General features: G+C 50.2%; 18 protein-coding genes and 1 tRNA gene. 5 read left to right on the forward strand and 14 right to left on the reverse strand.

From position 1 onward, the window contains the following. Positions 1-47: 47 nt before the first annotated feature. Entirely contained in the window at positions 48-1,409 is a 1,362-nt protein-coding gene (locus GY634_RS11255; RefSeq protein WP_166408627.1) for an MFS transporter, read from the reverse strand. Positions 1,410-1,654: 245 nt separating this feature from the next. Between GY634_RS11255 and GY634_RS11260 the strand changes: the two genes are divergently transcribed. From GY634_RS11260 to mutS, 3 genes are all read left to right on the forward strand, one after another. Continuing rightward, on the forward strand, positions 1,655-2,575 hold the full coding sequence (locus GY634_RS11260; RefSeq protein ID WP_166408628.1) for a LysR family transcriptional regulator: 921 nt from the start codon (positions 1,655-1,657) through the stop codon (positions 2,573-2,575). A 97-nt stretch (positions 2,576-2,672) separates the two neighbouring features. Then, on the forward strand, positions 2,673-3,077 hold the full coding sequence (gene gloA, locus GY634_RS11265; RefSeq protein ID WP_166408629.1) for a lactoylglutathione lyase: 405 nt from the start codon (positions 2,673-2,675) through the stop codon (positions 3,075-3,077). 270 nt (positions 3,078-3,347) lie between these two features. Continuing rightward, a complete protein-coding gene (gene mutS / locus GY634_RS11270) occupies positions 3,348-5,921 on the forward strand; it encodes a DNA mismatch repair protein MutS (protein ID WP_166408687.1) in 2,574 nt (857 codons plus the stop codon). Positions 5,922-6,007: 86 nt separating this feature from the next. Here the strand turns inward: mutS and GY634_RS11275 are convergent, their stop codons facing one another. From GY634_RS11275 to GY634_RS11295, 5 genes are all read right to left on the reverse strand, one after another. Beyond that, positions 6,008-6,505, reverse strand: a complete 498-nt coding sequence (locus tag GY634_RS11275; protein ID WP_166408630.1) for a hypothetical protein — start codon at positions 6,503-6,505, stop codon at positions 6,008-6,010. Positions 6,506-6,634: 129 nt separating this feature from the next. Then, positions 6,635-7,759: an outer membrane protein assembly factor BamC gene (gene bamC / locus GY634_RS11280; RefSeq protein WP_242683694.1), complete on the reverse strand. Its 1,125-nt coding sequence runs from the start codon at positions 7,757-7,759 to the stop codon at positions 6,635-6,637. A 5-nt stretch (positions 7,760-7,764) separates the two neighbouring features. Further along, the gene (gene dapA, locus GY634_RS11285) at positions 7,765-8,670 is read right to left on the reverse strand and encodes a 4-hydroxy-tetrahydrodipicolinate synthase (protein ID WP_166408632.1); all 906 of its coding nucleotides are present in this window, start codon (positions 8,668-8,670) and stop codon (positions 7,765-7,767) included. Between the two features lie 83 nt (positions 8,671-8,753). After that, on the reverse strand, positions 8,754-9,404 hold the full coding sequence (locus tag GY634_RS11290) for a site-2 protease family protein (protein WP_166408633.1): 651 nt from the start codon (positions 9,402-9,404) through the stop codon (positions 8,754-8,756). Positions 9,405-9,480: 76 nt separating this feature from the next. Beyond that, positions 9,481-10,107: an L-threonylcarbamoyladenylate synthase gene (locus tag GY634_RS11295; RefSeq protein ID WP_166408634.1), complete on the reverse strand. Its 627-nt coding sequence runs from the start codon at positions 10,105-10,107 to the stop codon at positions 9,481-9,483. Positions 10,108-10,250: 143 nt separating this feature from the next. Here GY634_RS11295 and GY634_RS11300 point away from each other — a divergent pair. Beyond that, positions 10,251-10,326 (forward strand) — tRNA-His (locus tag GY634_RS11300). Positions 10,327-10,567: 241 nt separating this feature from the next. After that, complete coding sequence (locus GY634_RS11305; RefSeq protein WP_166408635.1) at positions 10,568-10,963, forward strand: LexA family protein; 396 nt, start codon at positions 10,568-10,570, stop codon at positions 10,961-10,963. A 2-nt stretch (positions 10,964-10,965) separates the two neighbouring features. Here GY634_RS11305 and GY634_RS11310 read toward each other — a convergent pair whose 3' ends face one another. The 8 genes from GY634_RS11310 to GY634_RS11345 form a co-directional block, all read right to left on the reverse strand. After that, positions 10,966-11,481, reverse strand: coding sequence for a DUF2514 family protein (locus GY634_RS11310; protein ID WP_166408636.1), 516 nt, complete (start codon positions 11,479-11,481; stop codon positions 10,966-10,968). Beyond that, a complete protein-coding gene (locus tag GY634_RS11315) occupies positions 11,478-11,972 on the reverse strand; it encodes a hypothetical protein (protein WP_166408637.1) in 495 nt (164 codons plus the stop codon). The genes GY634_RS11310 and GY634_RS11315 overlap by 4 nt, the downstream gene beginning before the upstream one ends. A gap of 282 nt (positions 11,973-12,254) precedes the next feature. Further along, on the reverse strand, positions 12,255-12,590 hold the full coding sequence (locus GY634_RS11320; protein WP_207625581.1) for a hypothetical protein: 336 nt from the start codon (positions 12,588-12,590) through the stop codon (positions 12,255-12,257). Between the two features lie 100 nt (positions 12,591-12,690). Beyond that, entirely contained in the window at positions 12,691-13,137 is a 447-nt protein-coding gene (locus tag GY634_RS11325; RefSeq protein ID WP_166408638.1) for a hypothetical protein, read from the reverse strand. Then, on the reverse strand, positions 13,137-14,099 hold the full coding sequence (locus GY634_RS11330) for a hypothetical protein (RefSeq protein ID WP_166408639.1): 963 nt from the start codon (positions 14,097-14,099) through the stop codon (positions 13,137-13,139). Before GY634_RS11330 ends, GY634_RS11325 begins: the two co-directional genes overlap by 1 nt. Further along, positions 14,100-18,623: a host specificity factor TipJ family phage tail protein gene (locus GY634_RS11335; protein ID WP_242683689.1), complete on the reverse strand. Its 4,524-nt coding sequence runs from the start codon at positions 18,621-18,623 to the stop codon at positions 14,100-14,102. After that, positions 18,614-18,997 carry a hypothetical protein gene (locus tag GY634_RS11340; protein WP_166408640.1) on the reverse strand — a complete coding sequence of 128 codons (384 nt, stop codon included), beginning with the start codon at positions 18,995-18,997 and terminating at the stop codon, positions 18,614-18,616. The genes GY634_RS11335 and GY634_RS11340 overlap by 10 nt, the downstream gene beginning before the upstream one ends. After that, positions 18,997-19,473, reverse strand: coding sequence for a DUF1833 family protein (locus GY634_RS11345; RefSeq protein WP_166408641.1), 477 nt, complete (start codon positions 19,471-19,473; stop codon positions 18,997-18,999). The genes GY634_RS11340 and GY634_RS11345 overlap by 1 nt, the downstream gene beginning before the upstream one ends. Positions 19,474-19,497: the final 24 nt, after the last annotated feature.

Here is a 19,497-nt window from a genome sequence, read left to right on the forward strand (position 1 = left end):
AAAACAGGACTGTTTACTCATCAAAATCAAACTATATATTTAGCGTATCAACTAACACTAGCCTTACCCAAACTCACTACAGGTTTAGCATCATGGCCCGGCTCAGTATGATAACGGCGCAGTGGCTTATTCGCTGTCTCAGGCATCAGTATTGTTACCCAGAAGAAGCAGGCTACCGCTACAACTGTCACATAAAATGCGGGTGCCAAATAACTACCCGTTTGTGCTGTCAACCAAATCGCCAGATAAGGGGCTGTGCCACCAAAAATCGCGAACGTAATGTTGTAGCACATGCTGGACGCTGTATAACGCATATCTGTAGGGAACATTTCAGACAATAGCGTTACCGCCACCACACTTGCCGCAACCTGACCAATACCAATGATCAGCATACCGGCAATCGCTGCTTCCAAAGATGCCCCATTACTAACCACCATGTAAGCTGGAATAGTAAACAGAGCATGCCAAATAGCAGCAAATTGCATCATTCTACGACGGCCCACTCTATCGGAAATCACTCCAGCAATAGGTGTAAGCGCCGTCACAAACAGCAAAGCAACCATATTGGCCGTCAATGACTGTACGGAAGACAAACCAATCACTGTACGCAAGAAGGTATTCATGTAAGTTGAGAAAATGTAGAAAGACAGCGCATACAGCACTATGAATCCACCCAACTTCACAATATTGCGACCCTCGGCCTTAAACACCTGGGAAGCCGTATAGCTGACCTGCCCTTTTTTCTCGGCGCGCATTTGCTGAAACTCTGGCGACTCCGACAAATGATCACGAATGAAAAATGCGACTATCCCCATTGGCACGGCCAGTAGGAAAATAATACGCCATCCCCATGATCCCATTGCCTCAGCACCAACAATCGCCGCCAGACCTGCACTGATCCCTGCTGCTAATGCAAAAGCAAAGTACGTTGCACCTGACATTGCCCACGCATACGAGTTGCGTTTGTTCATGGGGCTGTGCTCGACGGTGTATATGGTTGCACCAGTATATTCACCGCCTGCTGACAGCCCCTGAATACAGCGGATAATAATCAGCAAAATAGGAGCCCAAATACCAATGCTCTCGTAAGTGGGTATCAAACCAATGGCAGCCGTAGAGCCCGACATCAGTAATACGGTTAAGGCCAAAATCTTTTTACGGCCTATTCTGTCTCCTAGCCTACCGAAGTAAATCCCCCCCAGTGGCCTAACAATAAATGACACCAAAAACACAGCAAACGTTGCTAGCAACCCTGCCATCTTGTCTTCTGACGGAAAGAAGTTCTGCGCGATATACACGGCCATGTAGCCAAATAACGCAAAATCAAACCATTCAACGATAGTACCGGCCGCTGAACCCGCCATCACCTTTTTAATATGGCTAGTATCAGTATGTTCCGATTGCGCCATAGTAGTTTCCCTTTGCATACTTCTGTCTCCTCAAGTATTGGGACTATCTCTTGTTTTCAAAATAACCCCCTTCGGGGTTACTGGTTTTTATTATTTATCCGGTTGCGAATAATGTTATTCCGATTGATTCAAATATCAACATATGAATCAACGTGAACAGGCTAATACGGTACAAAATGCTTGTCTATTCACTATTCACACACTATTATTGATCGAAATGTTATCAATAAAAAACGAGCCAAATCATGACTCCTAGTCGCCTTGATCTGCATCACTTACGTGCGTTCAAAACAGTGGCTGAGCAATTGCATTTTAAGAAGGCTGCCGAGCTACTTCACATCACACAGCCCGGCCTCACTCGTATCATCAAAAAACTCGAAGAGTCTCTGGAGGTAGAGCTGTTTGAGCGCAGTACACGTCAGGTCAAACTGACTGCTGCAGGCTTTCTACTTTTACAAGAAATAGAACAGGTTTTCATACATCTAGAACGAGGCATTGAGCTTGCACAAAAAGCTAAATTTGGGGATATAGGTCACTTAATCATTGCCTATAACGACTATGCCGTTCAGGATGTACTGCCCAAAACGCTGGAACACTTCAAACAGCAATACTCCAACATCACTACCGATCTGCTGTACATGCCTACTCAGCAACAAATTCAGGGCTTACAGCAAGGCAGTTTAGATTTGGGCTTTGGCTTTGCTTTTACCGATGACCCTGAAGACCTAGGCGTACAGTGGAAACCCATATGCCGCGATGACCCCATCGTACTGCTGCAGAATAATCATCCGTTTGCTGGACGCAAAAGCATTCCCCTGATTGAACTCGCCAATGAGCGCTTTGTAGTGGGTAGTAAAACCCACTGGCAGGTATGGCGCCGTTACTTTTACTCCCTGTGCCGACACGCTGGTTTTTCGCCCAACTCGATACAAGAAGCCAGCACCATTACGGGTATTATGAGCTTGGTAGCCGCCAACATTGGCATCGCCATCTTGTCGCAATCCTTGCGTAAATATGTACACAGAGACTTAGTAGCGATTGATCTGGAGCTGTCTGAACACTACCCACAGTCTTTCATCAACATCATGTGGCAAGAGTCCAATGCCAACCCCTGTGTGCCATTGTTCATTCAAAACATTAGTGCGGACCTGCTGCCCTCCGTCTGACCCGCTTTGAGTATTTCTCATCTATCGTTGATGAATGGTCATGATTGAAGATTGGTGATTTTGCTACATTGCAATTTTCAAATACATACCAGCGTCTATGAATACTTCTGAAATACACTTCCGTCTTGATCATGTCATGCTGCGGGTTTTGGACTTGGAGAAATCCTTGGCGTTTTACCGGGACACGCTGGGCATGAAGGTGCTGCGCCATACTAAATATGAGTCAGGCAGATTCACTAACGTGTTCCTAAGTTTTGATGAGGCCACTCAATCTAGCCTTGAGCTAACTTATAACTGGGATCAAAAAGAGCCTTACGAGAAGGGTCAAGCCTTTGGACACTTGGCCTGTATGGTGAACGACATTCATCTCGCCGTAAAAAATTTGGAACAACGCGGTGTCACCATCAAAACCCCACCCAAACAAATGAGCCATGGGAAACGCACTATTGCATTTATTTTGGACCCCGATGGCTATGCAATTGAACTGATAGAGCCGCTCTAGGCCAGCCTTTCTTCTACCCTTTAGTCTCCGTATCCGTACCACGTTGCGCTCTTAGCCCTTCCCACGCGACAATAGCAGTTGGGCTTTTGGGGATCATCCTTTTACCTTTACGGTAGTCGCATGATCCCTTGCATTCTCTACACCCGTTAGATAGGCGCAGATCGCAACACCATGACCGACCAGAAACGTACAAATTCTTCTACATCATCTACCTCTAGCGTTACCAAAAACATTGATGTGGAGGGCTTGGAATTCTCTAACCATACGCCAATGATGAAGCAATACTTGCGTCTCAAGGCCGAGGCCGGTTCGCATCTGCTGTTTTATAGGATGGGGGATTTCTACGAGCTGTTCTACGAAGACGCCGAGCGTGGTGCTCGACTACTGAATCTAACACTGGCGAAACGCGGTACCTCCAATGGTGAACCGGTACCCATGGCGGGTGTGCCTTTTCATTCTATGGAAGGCTACTTGGCACGTTTGGTCGCGCTGGGCGAATCCGTCGCTATTTGCGAGCAAGTAGGTGACCCTGCTACCAGCAAAGGGCCGGTAGAGCGCAAGATCATGCGCATTGTCACCCCCGGCACCTTAACCGATGATGCCCTACTGCCTAGCAAAGCCGACCGTATTATTGCAGCGCTGGTACCTGGTCGTAAAAATAGGCAAGATGTGATTGGCCTAGCTTGGATGAATTTGGCTAACGGCGACTTTACCGTGAGCGAGTGCCTGCCCGATATGTTGGATTCCGAGCTTAGTCGCCTGGAACCTGCAGAGTTAGTCATGGCCGATAGCTGCCAGCAAGAGCTGTCTAACCCATACCGTTTAAGCCGTGCGCCAGATTGGCATTTTGAAAGTACCAATGCAGAGCAAACGCTATGCACGCATTTTGCAGTAGATAGTTTGTCGGCCTTTGGCTTAGACGACTACCCTGTGGCGCTATGCGCTGCTGGAGCCTTACTGCGTTACGTTAGCAGTACTCAGTCGCAAAGCCTCAATCACATTCACAAACTCCGTGTTCACCACAGTGGCGAGTTTGTGGTGCTGGACAGCGTTACCCGAAAAAACCTAGAGCTAACCGAAACCATTAGTGGCGAAAGCTCCCCCACGCTATTTTCCACACTGGATCACTGCCAAACCCCCATGGGTGCGCGTTTGCTGCGCCGTTGGCTACACCACCCTCTGCGTAATAATGACGCGGTACTAGAGCGCCAGCAGATCGTATCGTCGCTGCTAACAGGCGTACCCACCCAGCACTTTCAAACCCTACACAAACTGCTGCGTAATTTTCCAGATTTAGAGCGTATTTCTACCCGCATCGCCTTAAACAGCGTGCGCCCACGCGAGCTTGCCAGCCTACGCGATGCCCTACAGGAACTACCCGCTTTTCATCAGCTACTTAGTCAGCACTTTCCTGCCACACCCGCGCTGGAACGCTTAACTAGTCATTTGCAACTAGACCCAGAACTAGCAAGTTTGCTGCATAAAGCCATTGCGACAGAACCTGCTTTGCTGGTACGCGATGGTGGTGTGATTGCTGATGGCTACGACAGCGAGCTAGATGAGTTGCGCTCGTTAGCCAGTGACAATGGCGAGTTTCTGCTAAAAATGGAACAACGCGAACGCGAACGCACTGGTATCACTACCTTGCGCGTAGAGTTCAACCGCGTGCACGGCTTCTTTATCGAGGTTAGCCGCGCCCAAGCTGAAAATGTGCCTGACGATTACCGTCGTCGTCAAACTCTGAAAAACGCCGAACGCTTTATTACCCCCGAACTTAAAGAGTGGGAAGACAAAGTGCTATCGGCCAAAGAGCGCAGTTTGGCTAAAGAGAAATACCTGTTTGAAAGCCTGCTGCAAACCCTCACTGACTTCACCGTGCCACTGTCCTTAGCGGCGGCCGCCTTAGCTGAAATTGACGCCTTAGCGTCATTTGCCCACCATGCACTAATGAATGATTGGGTAGCTCCCGAGCTTAGCGATCAAGCTGGCGTATGGATTCAATCCGGTAGACACCCTGTGGTGGAGCACAGCATTGAGCACTTCACACCCAACCACTGCGACTTACGCCACGACCGACGCTTGCTACTGATTACCGGCCCTAACATGGGTGGTAAGTCTACCTACATGCGCCAGAATGCGTTGATTGCACTGTTGGCACGTACCGGCAGTTATGTACCTGCTACTGCTGCCCGTATTGGGCCTGTAGACCGCATCTTTACACGTATTGGAGCTGCCGACGACTTGGCGGGTGGCCGCTCTACCTTCATGATGGAAATGACCGAAGCCGCCGCGATTTTGGCTGCTGCCACGTCACACAGTATTGTGTTGATGGATGAGATAGGTAGAGGGACCTCTACCTATGACGGCTTAGCGCTAGCATGGGCTATTGCACACCGCCTGCTCACCCACAACCAAGCACTCACCTTGTTTGCCACACACTACTTTGAGATCACCCGTCTGCCCGACAGCGAACCCGCATCGGTAAACGTACACTTGGCTGCAGCGGAATCGTCTCAAGGCATCGTGTTTTTGCATGAGGTGCAAGAAGGCCCTGCTAGCCGCAGTTACGGTATTCAGGTAGCACAACGCGCCGGTATTCCTATGGCTGTCATTAGACAAGCCATGCGCGAACTCACCCATTTAGAATCCCAGCACCCTAGCAATCAATTGGATTTATTCTCGGCCCCAGCCGCAGAGGACTCATTGCCAGCCATCCCTAGTGTGGAAGACGAACAAGCCTTGGAACTACATCGTCTCTTTAACGATCTGGATGTGGACAACTTAAGTGCACGCGACGCCTTGGATTTACTGTACGACTGGAAACAACAATTTCCGCGACACTAAGTTCATCTTCTCTGCAAAGCGCATCGCAACAAAAAAGCCCCATGTTTTGTACGTGGGGCTTTTTACTGGTGCTGCATGACAGTGACTTAGCCTAAGGGGTCGGGCACAGCGCTTTGCAGGACTACTAACTCGTGATTCGTAGACAACATGCCATTACGCTCTGCCGCAACAGAAACCTGCACTGTCGCATCGGCAACCGGGTACATCTTATTGCCTATATGCAATGACGTAGGCATACGTTGATCACCCGATACGTGCAGAACAGCAGAACCTGTCAGCATGTGCACTTCTCGCCTATTGCTGTATTGCACCACATTGGCTTTAGCACCGGGTGCCAGTTCCACATAGGCAGACCCTTCCCACGCGTGCGTCAATGTTTTGGTACCCGCATCCAATCTAGTCGTGGAAAAGCGTTCTTGCCACTGTAGACCTACATAGGCCACCAATACAGACGCCAAAATAAAACTCGCCACACATAACAGCATGCCCCAACCACCAGGCTTAAACACCTTACGTAAGATATGATCCACGCGTGATTGCTGCTGTTGATTCGTCATTACTGCCGAAAGATATGCGCTGGTCATGGCCTGCCTCATCACCAATATTAAATGATATTAATTCTCATTATCTATAAGTTGAGGGCTATTGTCCAGCCTTTGCACAATAAAAAAGCCCACCTGCACGCAGATGGGCTTTTCTGGAAAACAGAGAACTTATTTTCCGATATGGTTGGACAATACCGTAATGATACGTCTAGCGGTATCTGTTGATATGGTCTGACCATCTTTATCCAGCACAGTAACCATAGAACCGTTACCTTGGGCCACCACACGAATGCGGAATGCCTGTGCTTCAGCCGTGTTACGGCCACCGAACATACGTGTAAAGATGTTCGCTTGTTCGATTTTCTCGCCTGTGTCGGAATCCAAGTAGCGAATGAAGTACTCGCCACTAGAACGGTCACGATCTTCTAACGCAAAACCAGCGGAATCAATCGCCACACCCACACGACGCCATGCACGATCGAACGGTTCGTTCAAACGTAAGAAGGCTTCGCTAGAGGTAGTCACGGTTTCTACAGCCGTACCACGTTCGGTTTGTTCTGCCTGTGTCACTTTGGACTGTGCACGTTCTTGATCGGTACCTAAGTACACCATCAAGCGAGCCAGCATCGCCGCGTTCAGGTTAGGATCTTCTTTACCGTATACCCACTTAAACGTTGTACCGTCAGGTGTGGGGGTTTCTTCCATGTGCTGGTGACTGATGTAAATTTCAGTCTTGCCATCTACACGTTCCATACGGGTGGTAAAGCGCTCACGCTCACCACTGTCGAACACTTGGTCAACGATGGCGCCCAACGCGCTGCGAATCCAGCCTTCAGGAATCTTGGCACGGTTTTCAGCCCAGTCGGTTTGGATGACACCAGCACGAGGGTCTTGGCTACGAATAGTGAAACCCTGTGTTCCCCAGAACTCGATGACTTCTGGGAAGATCTTTTCAGCAGGCATATCCACAACCAGCCAGCGCAACTGACCATCGCGCTTAACCTCAATACCATCTGTTTGCGGCAGAATATTTGAGCCACTTGCCACAGCTTGTTGCTGGGCTTCGCGTGACTGCATGTAGCTGCTGAAGCTGGTGCCTTCCGGTGCTTTGTAGTGCGCATCGGCTTGGGCTTGTGTCAGATCGGGTGGAACGCTTAGAGGTTCGCCACGTACTGTACTTTTGTAATCTACGCTTTCGGCGCCACCTGTAATTTCTTCCAGAGTGGAACAACCACTTAGCGCTACAGCACCTAGGCCTACCGTCAAGGCGGCACAAATCTTGGTTAAACGCATTGTTCTCATGAAATCAGACCTGCATCCCTTAATGTTTGACGCAACATATCGTGAAACTTCTCGTTCAAGGGAGTCAAAGGCAGTCTATAACCTAGCTGCAGTCTCCCCATTTCAGCCAGCGCCCATTTTACAGGGATAGGGTTAGCTTCGATAAACAATTTGCTGTTTAGTTCCGCCAACGCCATGTTCAAACGACGAACTTCTGGCAAATTACCTGCTAAAGCGGCCATGCACAAGTCGTGCATCATGCGTGGTGCCACGTTAGCAGTCACCGAAATATTACCTTTACCGCCCAACAGTATCAGTGCAGCAGCGGTAGCATCGTCACCACTTAGCACAATGAATTCTTCCGGTTTGTCACGCATCAGCGCGCCCAAACGACCAATATTACCTGTTGCGTCTTTTACGCCAATAATATTAGGCACATGAGCCAAACGTACGATGGTGTCGTTGTCCATATCGGCAACTGTACGACCAGGCACGTTGTACAAGAAAGAAGGCAAATCTACAGTTTCCGCAATTTTACGGAAGTGCTGGTACATACCTTCTTGGGTAGGTCTATTGTAGTAAGGCACTACGGACAAACCTGCATCAGCACCTACGCTTTGCGCGTGGCGTGACAATTCGATGGCTTCTGCTGTGGAGTTACCACCCACACCAGCAATCACAGGAATACGGCCAGCAGCGTGTTTAACAGCGATACCAATCAATTCAGCATGTTCATCCATACTTACTGTTGGGGATTCGCCCGAGGTACCTACTACTACGATTGCATCTGTGCCTTCAGCCACATGCCAATCGATCAACTTTCGATACGCCTCGATATCCAGCTGCCCATCCGGGAACATAGGGGTAACAAGCGCAACCATACTGCCTTGAAATACAGGCGTTGCATTCTCCGAGTTTGCCATAATCGAGGTTTTCTCCAGAATCAAAAAGCGGCACACATCTTACAACATAAAGATCTTTGCAGTTTACAGGATTCACCGCAAAATCATAAGAACCAGCTCACCACATTCTGTCCAAATGACAAAAATGGTGCCAAAGCCAGCCCTAATACATTGGTAAGCATCAAAACAATTAGAATCAGCATGCCATAAGGCTCTATACGGCCATACTGATAGGCCCATTTATTGGGCAGCAAACTAAATACTATCCTACCGCCGTCCAAAGGTGGCAACGGAATCAGATTCAAAGCCATCAACACCAAGTTTACCCAGATACCGGCAATCGCCATACGTGGGAAAAAGTCAGTATGTGCCACACCACTATCTAACATCAGCCGTAAGGCAATTGCCCAGCCTATGGCCATCACTAAGTTAGAGGCTGGACCTGCTAACGCCACCCAAAGCATGTCGCGTTTGGGCTTACGCAAATGCGACCAATTAACGGGTACAGGTTTTGCCCAGCCGAACAATAACCCGGAACCACCCATCATGCTGGTAGTAAACAGCAAGAACAATGGCACTGCGATAGTGCCGATGGGATCTATATGAGGAATGGGGTTTAGGGTGATGCGCCCTGCCTGTGCTGCGGTGTTATCACCAAAGAGCCTAGCCACATAGCCGTGCGAGGCCTCATGCAACGTAATCGCAAACAAAACAGGCAGAGCATAGACCGTAATGGTCTGTATTAAATCATTCATGAAAAACCGTAGTTCAAAGCATTTTTGCCATTATTCACCAGAGTTGTGCACAAAAGCAAAAAAACTGCTTTGACGCTTAGGCCAAACCCAGCTTTGCAGGATCACCAGAACCCACTCGAACCACCTCTGGTGTTTCTTCGGTCAGGTCAATCACCGTGGTAGGCTGCATGGAGCACGCCCCGCCATCGACAATTGCTGCAATTTGCCCTTTGTAGCGCTTCTCGATCTCGGCCACGTCATTTAACGCTTCTACCTCACCTTCAGGAATCAAGGTAGTAGACAACAACGGCGAGCCCACTTGATCTATCAGTTCACTCACAATTTTATTGTCAGGAACACGAATCCCAATAGTTTTACGCGACGGGTGTGACACTCGTCGTGGTACTTCTTTGGTGGCTTCTAAAATAAAGGTCCATGGGCCAGGCGTAGCCATCTTTAGTAAACGGTATTGACTGTTCCCCACTTTGGCAAAGGTGCTGATCTCGGCCAAATCGCGGCACAATACCGTCAGGTTATGGCGTTCATCCAAACCTCGTACCCGTCGCAAATCTTCAGCTGCAGACTTATCATCCAGACGCGCAACCACGGCATAGCTAGAATCCGTTGGCACGGCTACTAACCCACCCTTAGCTAAGATCTGCGCTGCTTGAGCCAGAATGCGTCCTTGTGGATTTTCAGGATGAACAACAAATACCTGTGTCATAGTCAAACTCCTTTGTATAGGTCCGAACCACTATAGAGCAAAGCGCTGTTTCACGCCAAACTCGTTAAACTTTATTTATTTTGATGCAAACTTGTGCAAAAAATAAAAATCCTGCTATAATCATTTTTCTTTGCTACACAATGGTGGCCGTAGCTCAGTTGGTAGAGTCCCGGATTGTGATTCCGGTTGTCGTGGGTTCGAGCCCCATCGGTCACCCCAAATTCTTTCTAGTTTTCATTGGGTTATAAAAACATCAACTTCCCACAAGATGAAAATTAGAACAAAAAACCGAACTTTAGAACAAAGACCGCAACTAGCGGTCTTTTTTTTCGTCTATTACACCTGCTTTCTTTGTATAAAACAACAGGCCTTACAGAACGCATTAGGCGCGATACTCTCTGTAACCCGCCCTATCTTTTTATTGCTTAAAATACTGTTTTTATAATCAGTATCAAAAGCCATGCCAAACCATCCCACACTGATTACCGACGCTACCGTGCAATGCGGGTTCCCGCTGCCTGCACAGGCAACCATGCACAAGCGCCTCGATCTTAACGATCTGCTAGTCAAGCACCCCGGTACAACATACTGCGTGCCAGTCCGTGGCGAATCCATGCGTGATGCAGGTATTAACGATGGCGATACCGTTCTAGTAGATACCTCGCTCATAGCTAAGCATGGGTATATCGTGCTGGCCGTGGTTGATGGAGACTACACAGTGAAACGCCTGTACAACCAAAACGGCATCATCAAACTAGAAGCTGCAAACCCCGACTTCCCAGACATCGAATTTAAGGACGGTCAGGAATTAACCGTTTGGGGGGTGGTTACTTGGACACTCAAGCCTCTTTTATAGCCCTACCGCACCATACTGCGGCCTCTAGCAGCATCATACGCAGCCTCACAAGCTAACCCTGCTACTCTGCTTCTGTCAGCCTCTGCTGCATAGATGCCCGCCAAGCCATCAGATTGGCTAAGCAACTCGGCAAACATTCGGATTGCGGTGTCTGCTGCCTCGCGCTCTGCGGCAGCGGTGGCAAGCGCAACGCCTCGCCGGTAGCGGGTAGCATATTCTTTGGCTGCGTCCCGCACGCGCTGATCAGCAGCAAGCCGCTCAGTAATAGTAATTTGCTCAAGCTGCTCTTGTGTTTCACGATCCCTAACCTCCATTGCTTCTGTGAGCTCATGCTCAATCTGACGCGCTAATGCCTCCGCATGGGCAACATCCGTCATGCGCGCGGCTAGCTCTAACGAGTGCTGCGCCTTTAATTCGGCAAGCTGCGCCTCATAACGCCAGCCCTGTACATTCCATGCGAACAAAAAAACAGCCGCTGCAATAGCGGCCCATCCCAAATACGATTTGATTGCGGTCATTGCACGGCCCTTAACGCTCTAGCATAGAAAGCATCCCACGTATGACGATGCGGCTTACCGGGTCGCCAAGTGCGAATATACAAATCCCATGCGCCCTGCGCATCACCTAGAACTGGCAGCTTACGTGGATCCGTCCATAGCAGCAGCCGAGCAAACGCAGCCGCCAGCACAGGGTCATACTCCAATCTGTCCCATACAGTCCGTGCATCCGGCTCTACGCCACGTTCAGCACACACTAAAAGCGCATGCTGTTTACTGCTTGCATGGCTCAATACGCCACGCACACCTCCACCACGTTCAAACTGCCAATAGCCTCGCGCTGGTCCCTTAGCTTCTGGCCTTCCCTGCACGATTTGATATGTGTATTCAAAACGGCTTTCCTGTAAGCCCATGGCCAACATCTGTACACGCGCCTCTTTGCCATCCATGCGCTCAGGCAGCAAGCGCAACGCCGGATCGACGGCCCGCCTAATAACTTCACTTAGTTGCATTTCTGCGCCCTCCACCACTTTTTAAATCTGCACCAGGTCAAACGTTTTTTGAGCAACATGTGTCGCACGCACAGCATCGCCAAAGCCACGTTCAACGTTACCTCCGCTGTACGTCCTGCCGAATAGCTACCGTGTGGGCTTAATATCACGCCCATAGCTGCTAATGCAGCAACGCTGAATAACACACGGCATGTTGCTCCACACTGCACTCGCTTAGAAACTGCCCCCCACGCCGCCCACCCACAAATCAGCAGGCACGCAAAAATATTGAGATATGCCACCTTAGCCTCTCCCACCGCCGCCCCAGCGGCTCATGATGAACTGCCATAAATCAGCAGCGCGTATTGCCCTGATGACCGACTGCACCCCGGTACCACCGAATAACCCCAACAAAAAACCAATGCCACCAGCATCAGCAGGTGAAACATTTAGGTATCGTGAAATCATCCCAGTTAAAAAATGGGCAATTACCGCTCCGGTGCATGCAAACAAGACAAAATCACGTCTATTACGTAAATCGTCACGCCTAAACCAACTAGCTACCAATGCCCCAATAAAGCCGGTCACACCCCACTGAAACGCCTCAAACTGCTCTAACAACCAAGTCCAAGCATTCAAAACCGTCTCCCCATAAAAAACCCCACCGCTGCATAGTGGCCTCCAATAAAAAAGCCCCAGCCGAAGCCGGGGCAATAAAAAACCCCGATCACTGTCGGGGCTAGATTTCTTCTGATGCTAAGAGCTCTGCTTTTCTGTCAGGCTCTAAAAGTCCCTTGCTTATATATAGGTCAATGCCTGCTTCTACTCGTGCATCAGCTAGATCAACAAACTGTGCAGCCAAGAAGTCGTCATAGACAAGCCCGACAGCAGGGTCTGTGTACGTAGCAGTTTTAATGGCTAGCTGTTCGTTTTGAGTGAAACGCGCACGGAACTCCAAAACACTGAATACGGTTTTATATTGTAGCGGTGGAGGTGGTGGTGCGATGTAGGGCGCTATCTCGCCATACTCACCAGCTAGAGCAGCGGCATATATTGCTCGACCATGTTCTTCGGAATCATGCTTTGATGCGGTGAAGTCTATCCACCCATATTCAGGGTGGTTTAATTTCATATCAATGCTTTCGCCAGTTGAGTCGGCGTAAATAGGTTCTTTTGCTTCAATCATTATGAAATCCTTATAGCTAGGTATACGGCTAACACCGAATTTGTAGTAGGAGAAGCCTTACCAGCATTAAGTACCCTCCAAGTACCCGGTAGTGTGGTAAGTGGGGACTTAGCGGCCATAGTTACCGCACTACCCGAAGCATTAGCATCAACGAACAGCCTAACGTGCACCAAAGCACTGCCAGCCACTGTATCCCCACCATTACGAGCAGAGTCCGCAGTATCCCCATACCTACTCATTACGAGGGCTAATTGCCCGATGGCTGTATACCCCAAACTCTGTTGGGTTGGTGGGATAGCTGGCTTACTAGAAACCTCGTCCCATGTTGGCCAGCGAGTGGCTGTTGCTGGCGCGCCTGTGACTTGCGCCCAAGCGTGAGTGTGGGATGACGGAGCAAAGGCTGTGGGTTTATCAGACACCTCAGCCCATGTCGGCCAGCGTGTAGCCGTTGCCGGCGCTCCAGTTACTTGCGACCAAGAGTGAGTGTGACTCTTCGTCGCATAATCACTAGCACTAGTTATAGCCGCAGTTCCCAACCCCAGATTTGCACGCGCCTGCACCACATCAGAAGCACCTGTCCCGCCTTTATTGACCGGTACAGCGGCTGATAACTGCGCAGGATTTAACTCCGTCACATTTAGCGTGATGTTCGCTGAGCCATCAAAATTTACCGCCGCAGCCGTCGCCCCTCCTGTTAGCGCCATGCTACGGGCCGTCTTTAACTTAGCAGCCGACCCAGAAATACTAATGGCATATTCCGTTGCTAAGTTCCCCCATGAGGTCCCGCTCCATATCTCCCACTTTTTGGCTGCACTGCTCCAACGAATCGTACCCGTTGCAAGGTTAGAGGGTTCACTATTGGCAGGGTCAAACTGCCTAGATACATCCTCTAAACGACCTTTTACTTCTGCCACAAAATTAGGGTACGTGCTTGATAGCGTTGGCTTTGAATGATCTGCCATCTATCCATTTCCTTTGATTGCCCACGAGACTACGCCTGAAGCTCTAGCCCCCTGTTGATTAAAAAGATAAACCCGCATGCTTTGCGCGTAAATACTAGCCCGCCCATTAGCTGCACTGGATCGCGTTTGCACCGTAAAGGTATCTGCCGTTGCTGAGAGTACTTGCACGCGCTGTGACTTCGCTGCACCGCTAATGATGTTGATTTGGACATCCTGACCAACCTCAAAACCATGTGACGCTGCCGTCACAAGCATTATCCCTGCAGCATCAACCACATAAGTACCGCTCTGCACCACGTCCTTAAAGTCATATACGGCAGTCACGGGCGTAGTACCCGCTGGCGTTAACGTGATCGAACTCACATCCAAAAACGTCACATTGAAGTTAGCGACTGTGCCACGCACATCTGACGCTTTGCACTCAACCCGGCCGCCATCGTTTTTCAGCTTCGTGGAAAGCCTGCAACTCAATCCCGTTAGCTGATACAGACCATGGTCACCCACCTGCTCTACCGTAAGAGTGAAGCGTACATACTGGAAGTTCGTGCCAAACACATCACTCATTCCCTCGTAAGGCGTCCAACTCTCACCGTCTAATGACAGTTCCGTTCTGGGTAACAAAGACACTTCACCAGCAAGCGTTTTACCGGTGAAGGTAATCGTCGCTCGACTGGTGGCCACAACCGTACCAAAGTCAAAAACCTCACTGTACGAACCTTTAATCAGCGTGGGCTGGATGTAGATCGGGTACCCAGCATCCACTTGTGCCTGCGGTGTATCCCACGATCGCGTTGCAAAGTGCTGCTCCCATGTTTCCTCTGTGTTAACAGGTAGAAGAACACGAGCACCATCAAGCACAGCATGCACCAACTCCCCGTCTAATGCTGAGATTTGCTCCCCTCTAAACACGAAATCAGGCGGCTCACTGACTGATGCCACAATACTGACTGGCGTAGACTCATGACCATCGGTATCCACTGTCGCCAGCCAATACTGATAACGCCCCGCCTGCAGCTCTGACAAACTGGTAAACGACCCTGACTTCGTGCCAATCTCACGGCCAGTTTCCCAGTCACCCCCCTCCCGCACACGCACATGCGATACAGGCAACGTTGTCATTTCAGGAAGCTCCCAGTACAACAACACGTTGTTATCAATCACCTGTGCACGTACATTTAGCGGCGGTTTGGGTGCAAGTTTAGTGACGGTACGAGAGAACCCTAACGACGCATTCCCTAAGTCATCCACCACCTGCACTGTGAACGTCCGATCACCAATCCAGTCAGCTGGCAGCGTAATCGTTGTGGCTTTAGTTTGCTTTACTACGTCGCCATAGCTCACACGATAAAAGGCCAATCCAAACACGGGATCAATATCCTGCCAATCTAAGGTGACGGTGGCGTTTGTCAGGCTCGTATCAGCAAATTTAATAGCGATATCGTCAATATCCGCTGGGCGTTCAACTGTATAGCTCACGTTTGCTGACACCTCTGAATACAGGCCTGCTGCATTAAGCGTGCGTACATACCAGATAACAGGCACATCAACAGCCCCCGGATGCACTAAACAGCTCGTCGCACTGCCGCGAAACAGGTAATCAGAACCCCAACGCTCATCAGAAAGCGCTACTTCATAAGCCTCTACCCACGCACTGCCACTTTCCTTCCACGCTAAGCGCAGCATGTCGCCTTCCACAGAAACACTTAGCCCTGTTGGCGCTGTAGGTGGATCGACTTTTGCTACAACCACATGCGACGAACTAGCCTGCTTGCCAGCGCCTGCTAACGTGATGGGCGTAACGGTGGCCTGCACCACATCCCCTCGCACTGCCTGCACGACAACGTGACGGGATACCGTTTCCTCAGAGAGCACCTCGATGCCGTTAACCTTAACTACTACACGGCAGCGGACATCTGAAGAAGGTGACCAGTTAATGCGTACATCCACGACGCGCTTGGCTGCATCGGTCACCGTTTCAACAAAACCCAAACCGAATATCCACCCCGCCAGCAGTGAACCATCGCGCGGTGGCACGTGCACATAGGGATTAGATTCACTTGCGTAATAGCCGGCATCATCATCTATAGCCGAAAAACGCACACCGTCATCGCCAAGCGGCTGCACCTCTGTGATTTTGAAACGCCTACCCGGCGTTGCCTGAGGATCAAAAAAGTACGCCCAATCCATGGCTGGGACATCTTGAAAGCGACTATCGCCTGGCAGCGAAAACCCCTGCAAATCGCTGGTGATGGTGACAGTATCGGTTTCCCCTTCTACACCCTCCACATGCACGGTCTTCATATTGCCCTCTGGGTCACGAAGCATCAACACACCAGACCCTGTAGGAATATGCTGAGACAACAGCAACGTCCTGCCATCACAATCAAGCAATCGGCCTGAATAACCCCAAACTGTTAGGTCGTGGCTAATCTCTACGACATCACCACGCGACGCGATCCAGCCTTCAATATCGGTTTCCCAACTCACACGCCGACGGTGCCAGATTTGCGAAGCAGCAATAAGGTTCGCCTCACGCCCTGCCATGTCAGCGTTCGTGCAGCCCTCTAAATCCAACTGCAGCGGGTTCAACGTAGCGGAGGCACCAGGCACTTTGACCCGCACCTCATCCATCTTGTAATCACGCTCTTTGTTGGCAAAGTTCAGGATGATTTCATCAGGCGTATTGTCGTTGATGTAATCCACTTTGAATGAACCTGCTTTGATGTTGAATGGTCCAAACATCCCAACAGACGGCTGATTCTCAGTATCCCACACGACACCCAGCTTGCCACTCTGCCATGTTGGCGATGCACGGCCGCAGCGCGCAATAACCTGCAGCATTTCCGCGCCAGACACTTTTCTATCTAACACGTAGTTAAAACTTAGACGTTTACGGTCACACCATGCTGCCCATGCGCGAATAGCCTCGATATCAATCTGACTCAACGCAAGCCCTGCTCCGTAAAGACGGCCCTTGCCAATCCGCACTTTTCCGAGTGCGAAGAACAAAAACCACCATGCAGGATTACTCGTTACGGTTTGCGTAATAGCCTTGCCATCCCACACAGGCGCTTTCGCTTTTGCTAAGGCACTAAACTCATCTACAGCACCATTTAGCTGGCTCGTTGCCTTAATACGTAACGCCACACGCAACTGCCCTGTGTAGTCCGCATCATCAACCTGAAACGCTAAAATCTGATTGACCGCTACCTCGTTAGACTTACGGCCATTCCCGTCCTTGATATCAGCAGAGACCTTCCACACCCGAATCTCGTAGCGCCCACGCGGCACAGACCACGTAACGCTTTTATACGTTGGCGTTTGCTTAGCCCCTTTTATGCGCGTAATGGCCTGAAAGCCCGTACTTAGCAAAGGGTCTGGCGCAACACCTCTCCACGGCTTACTTTGTGCGTGCGGGTGCGGTACCCAGCGCCAGTAAAGCCATTGCCCATTTACAAGCTCTCGCTCACCATCGGTATGGTCTGCATAGTTCGTAGAGCCATAACCCATCTGATAACCATTGCTACGCTGATACGACCAATAATGCGTAGCATAGGATGACCCAACTTCGCCTGCATCTTGCCAAGAGGATGCACCGACCTTTCTGTACTGCACACGGACTTCAACAGAGACATCCGTATATTTCCCTGCGTCAGTAATATTGAATAGCTGGGCTGCTAAATCAACGCTGATTGAGGTCACATCCTCTTCAGTAGTACGGCTATTCACTACGCCTGATTCCAGCGTAAAGCCCTCAATGGTATCCACGTTGCCGGGAAATAGTGTGAGCTTGCCATTGGAGTCCGCAACTTGAATCTGTACGTCTTTGTAGTCGTTTAATGGTGTCATCCCAATCTTAAAATCAGAAAGCTCCACACTGTCAGCCTGCAAGCCGAAGTGGAATAACTGATTCAAATACTGATCGTCTCCCACCCGTTCTGTAAAAGGCTTGGCTCCCATGTCTGGTACAACCCTATGCTCACCAAAAATCAGCGTCATCGGCTCCCACAAACGCATACTGTTACGCCCACCCGAGAGTGAGTACGTAGGGCTCGTCTCGTACTTGCCACCACTGCCTAGATTTGTAGGCTTAGGTGGTGGCAACAAGGCATTAATCAAAATGGAGCCACCTATCATCACCCCTGCAGATACAAGAGAACCCGCCGTTGCACCCCATGCGCCCGCCGCTAACCCTCCAATCGAACCCGAGGCCACCACTAACGCAACCATGGCAACAGTACGCAAAATCTTGCTGCCCCCACCGCCACCTTGCCCAATGGCACGAATAATGATTTGATCTCCAGTACGCGGTATCAGCTTGTCCCACAGCGGCGCAGGCACAGGGCGTCCATTATGAAACACCTTTAGCTCACCTCTGGGTACCACGATACCGGTACGCTTACAGTACGATCCGAGTGTCTCTTTAGGCAGAAATGCGGCCATCACCACTTCACGACCACGGTCGCTCAGCGCATGTGGCAGCACCACCATTGGCGCTCGCTCAATGACACGCTCTACAGCCATTGGTAATACCCCTCAACTTTAAAATGCAGCCGGGTCACATCACGCAACCGTTGTCTCAACACAGAGCCTGCGCTCTGATCCGCATGCAGTACCCACCACTCATCGGCGATCCAGCACATCACCCCGATGTGGCATAAACGACCACGACCAATAAACAGCACTGGGCATCCATCTATAGGGCTTGGTATTTCTTTGGCATAAGACTCGCGCAAGTCCATGATTTGGGTAGCCTGCTCTCGGTACGTCAGCGCATGCGTAGTAGGCAAGCACACTGCTTTACCAAACACCTCAAACGCCACACGCTCTGCCAACGCCGCGCAGTCCCCTGTCTCAGGGATATATGGCAATCCCACATACACATCTGACCAATGCATCAGAAAGCCCCTGGTGTAGTAAACGGGTCGTAGCGCATCGTGACTGCAGGCAAGAGAAACGTGTTCTGAAACCCCAGCTCACTACTAACGGTTTGGTTGTTAATGGAAATGCCGGACATATCCAGCGTCATATCGAACTCAAGTACATCCGGGTACGAACGCAGCACCTGCATAATTCGGCACTTCGCATCCTTACCGCCTCGGCTGTACTCCAGCCACTGCGTAAGTTCGCGGCCAATGTTATCGACGGATAACTGCGCTTTAGGGACTTGCCCTTCCACGTCATCTGGCAAGGTGATATCAAATGGGCAGGCCACAAATTCATGCCCCTGAACCGTAATAGCGATGGAGTCATTTACCACGCGCACTGGTACATCCAATTCGTGATGCATGATTTCTAACAAAACTAGAAAAGGCTCATCCGCGCTCGTTGCAAGCATGTTTTTCTTGGCGCGGGCAGAATATTGACGACTCATAGGCGTAAAAAAACCCGCCTGAGC

Origin of the sequence: Paenalcaligenes suwonensis (genome assembly GCF_011290505.1) — a bacterium.
In the GTDB taxonomy this organism is placed as follows: domain Bacteria; phylum Pseudomonadota; class Gammaproteobacteria; order Burkholderiales; family Burkholderiaceae_B; genus Paenalcaligenes; species Paenalcaligenes suwonensis.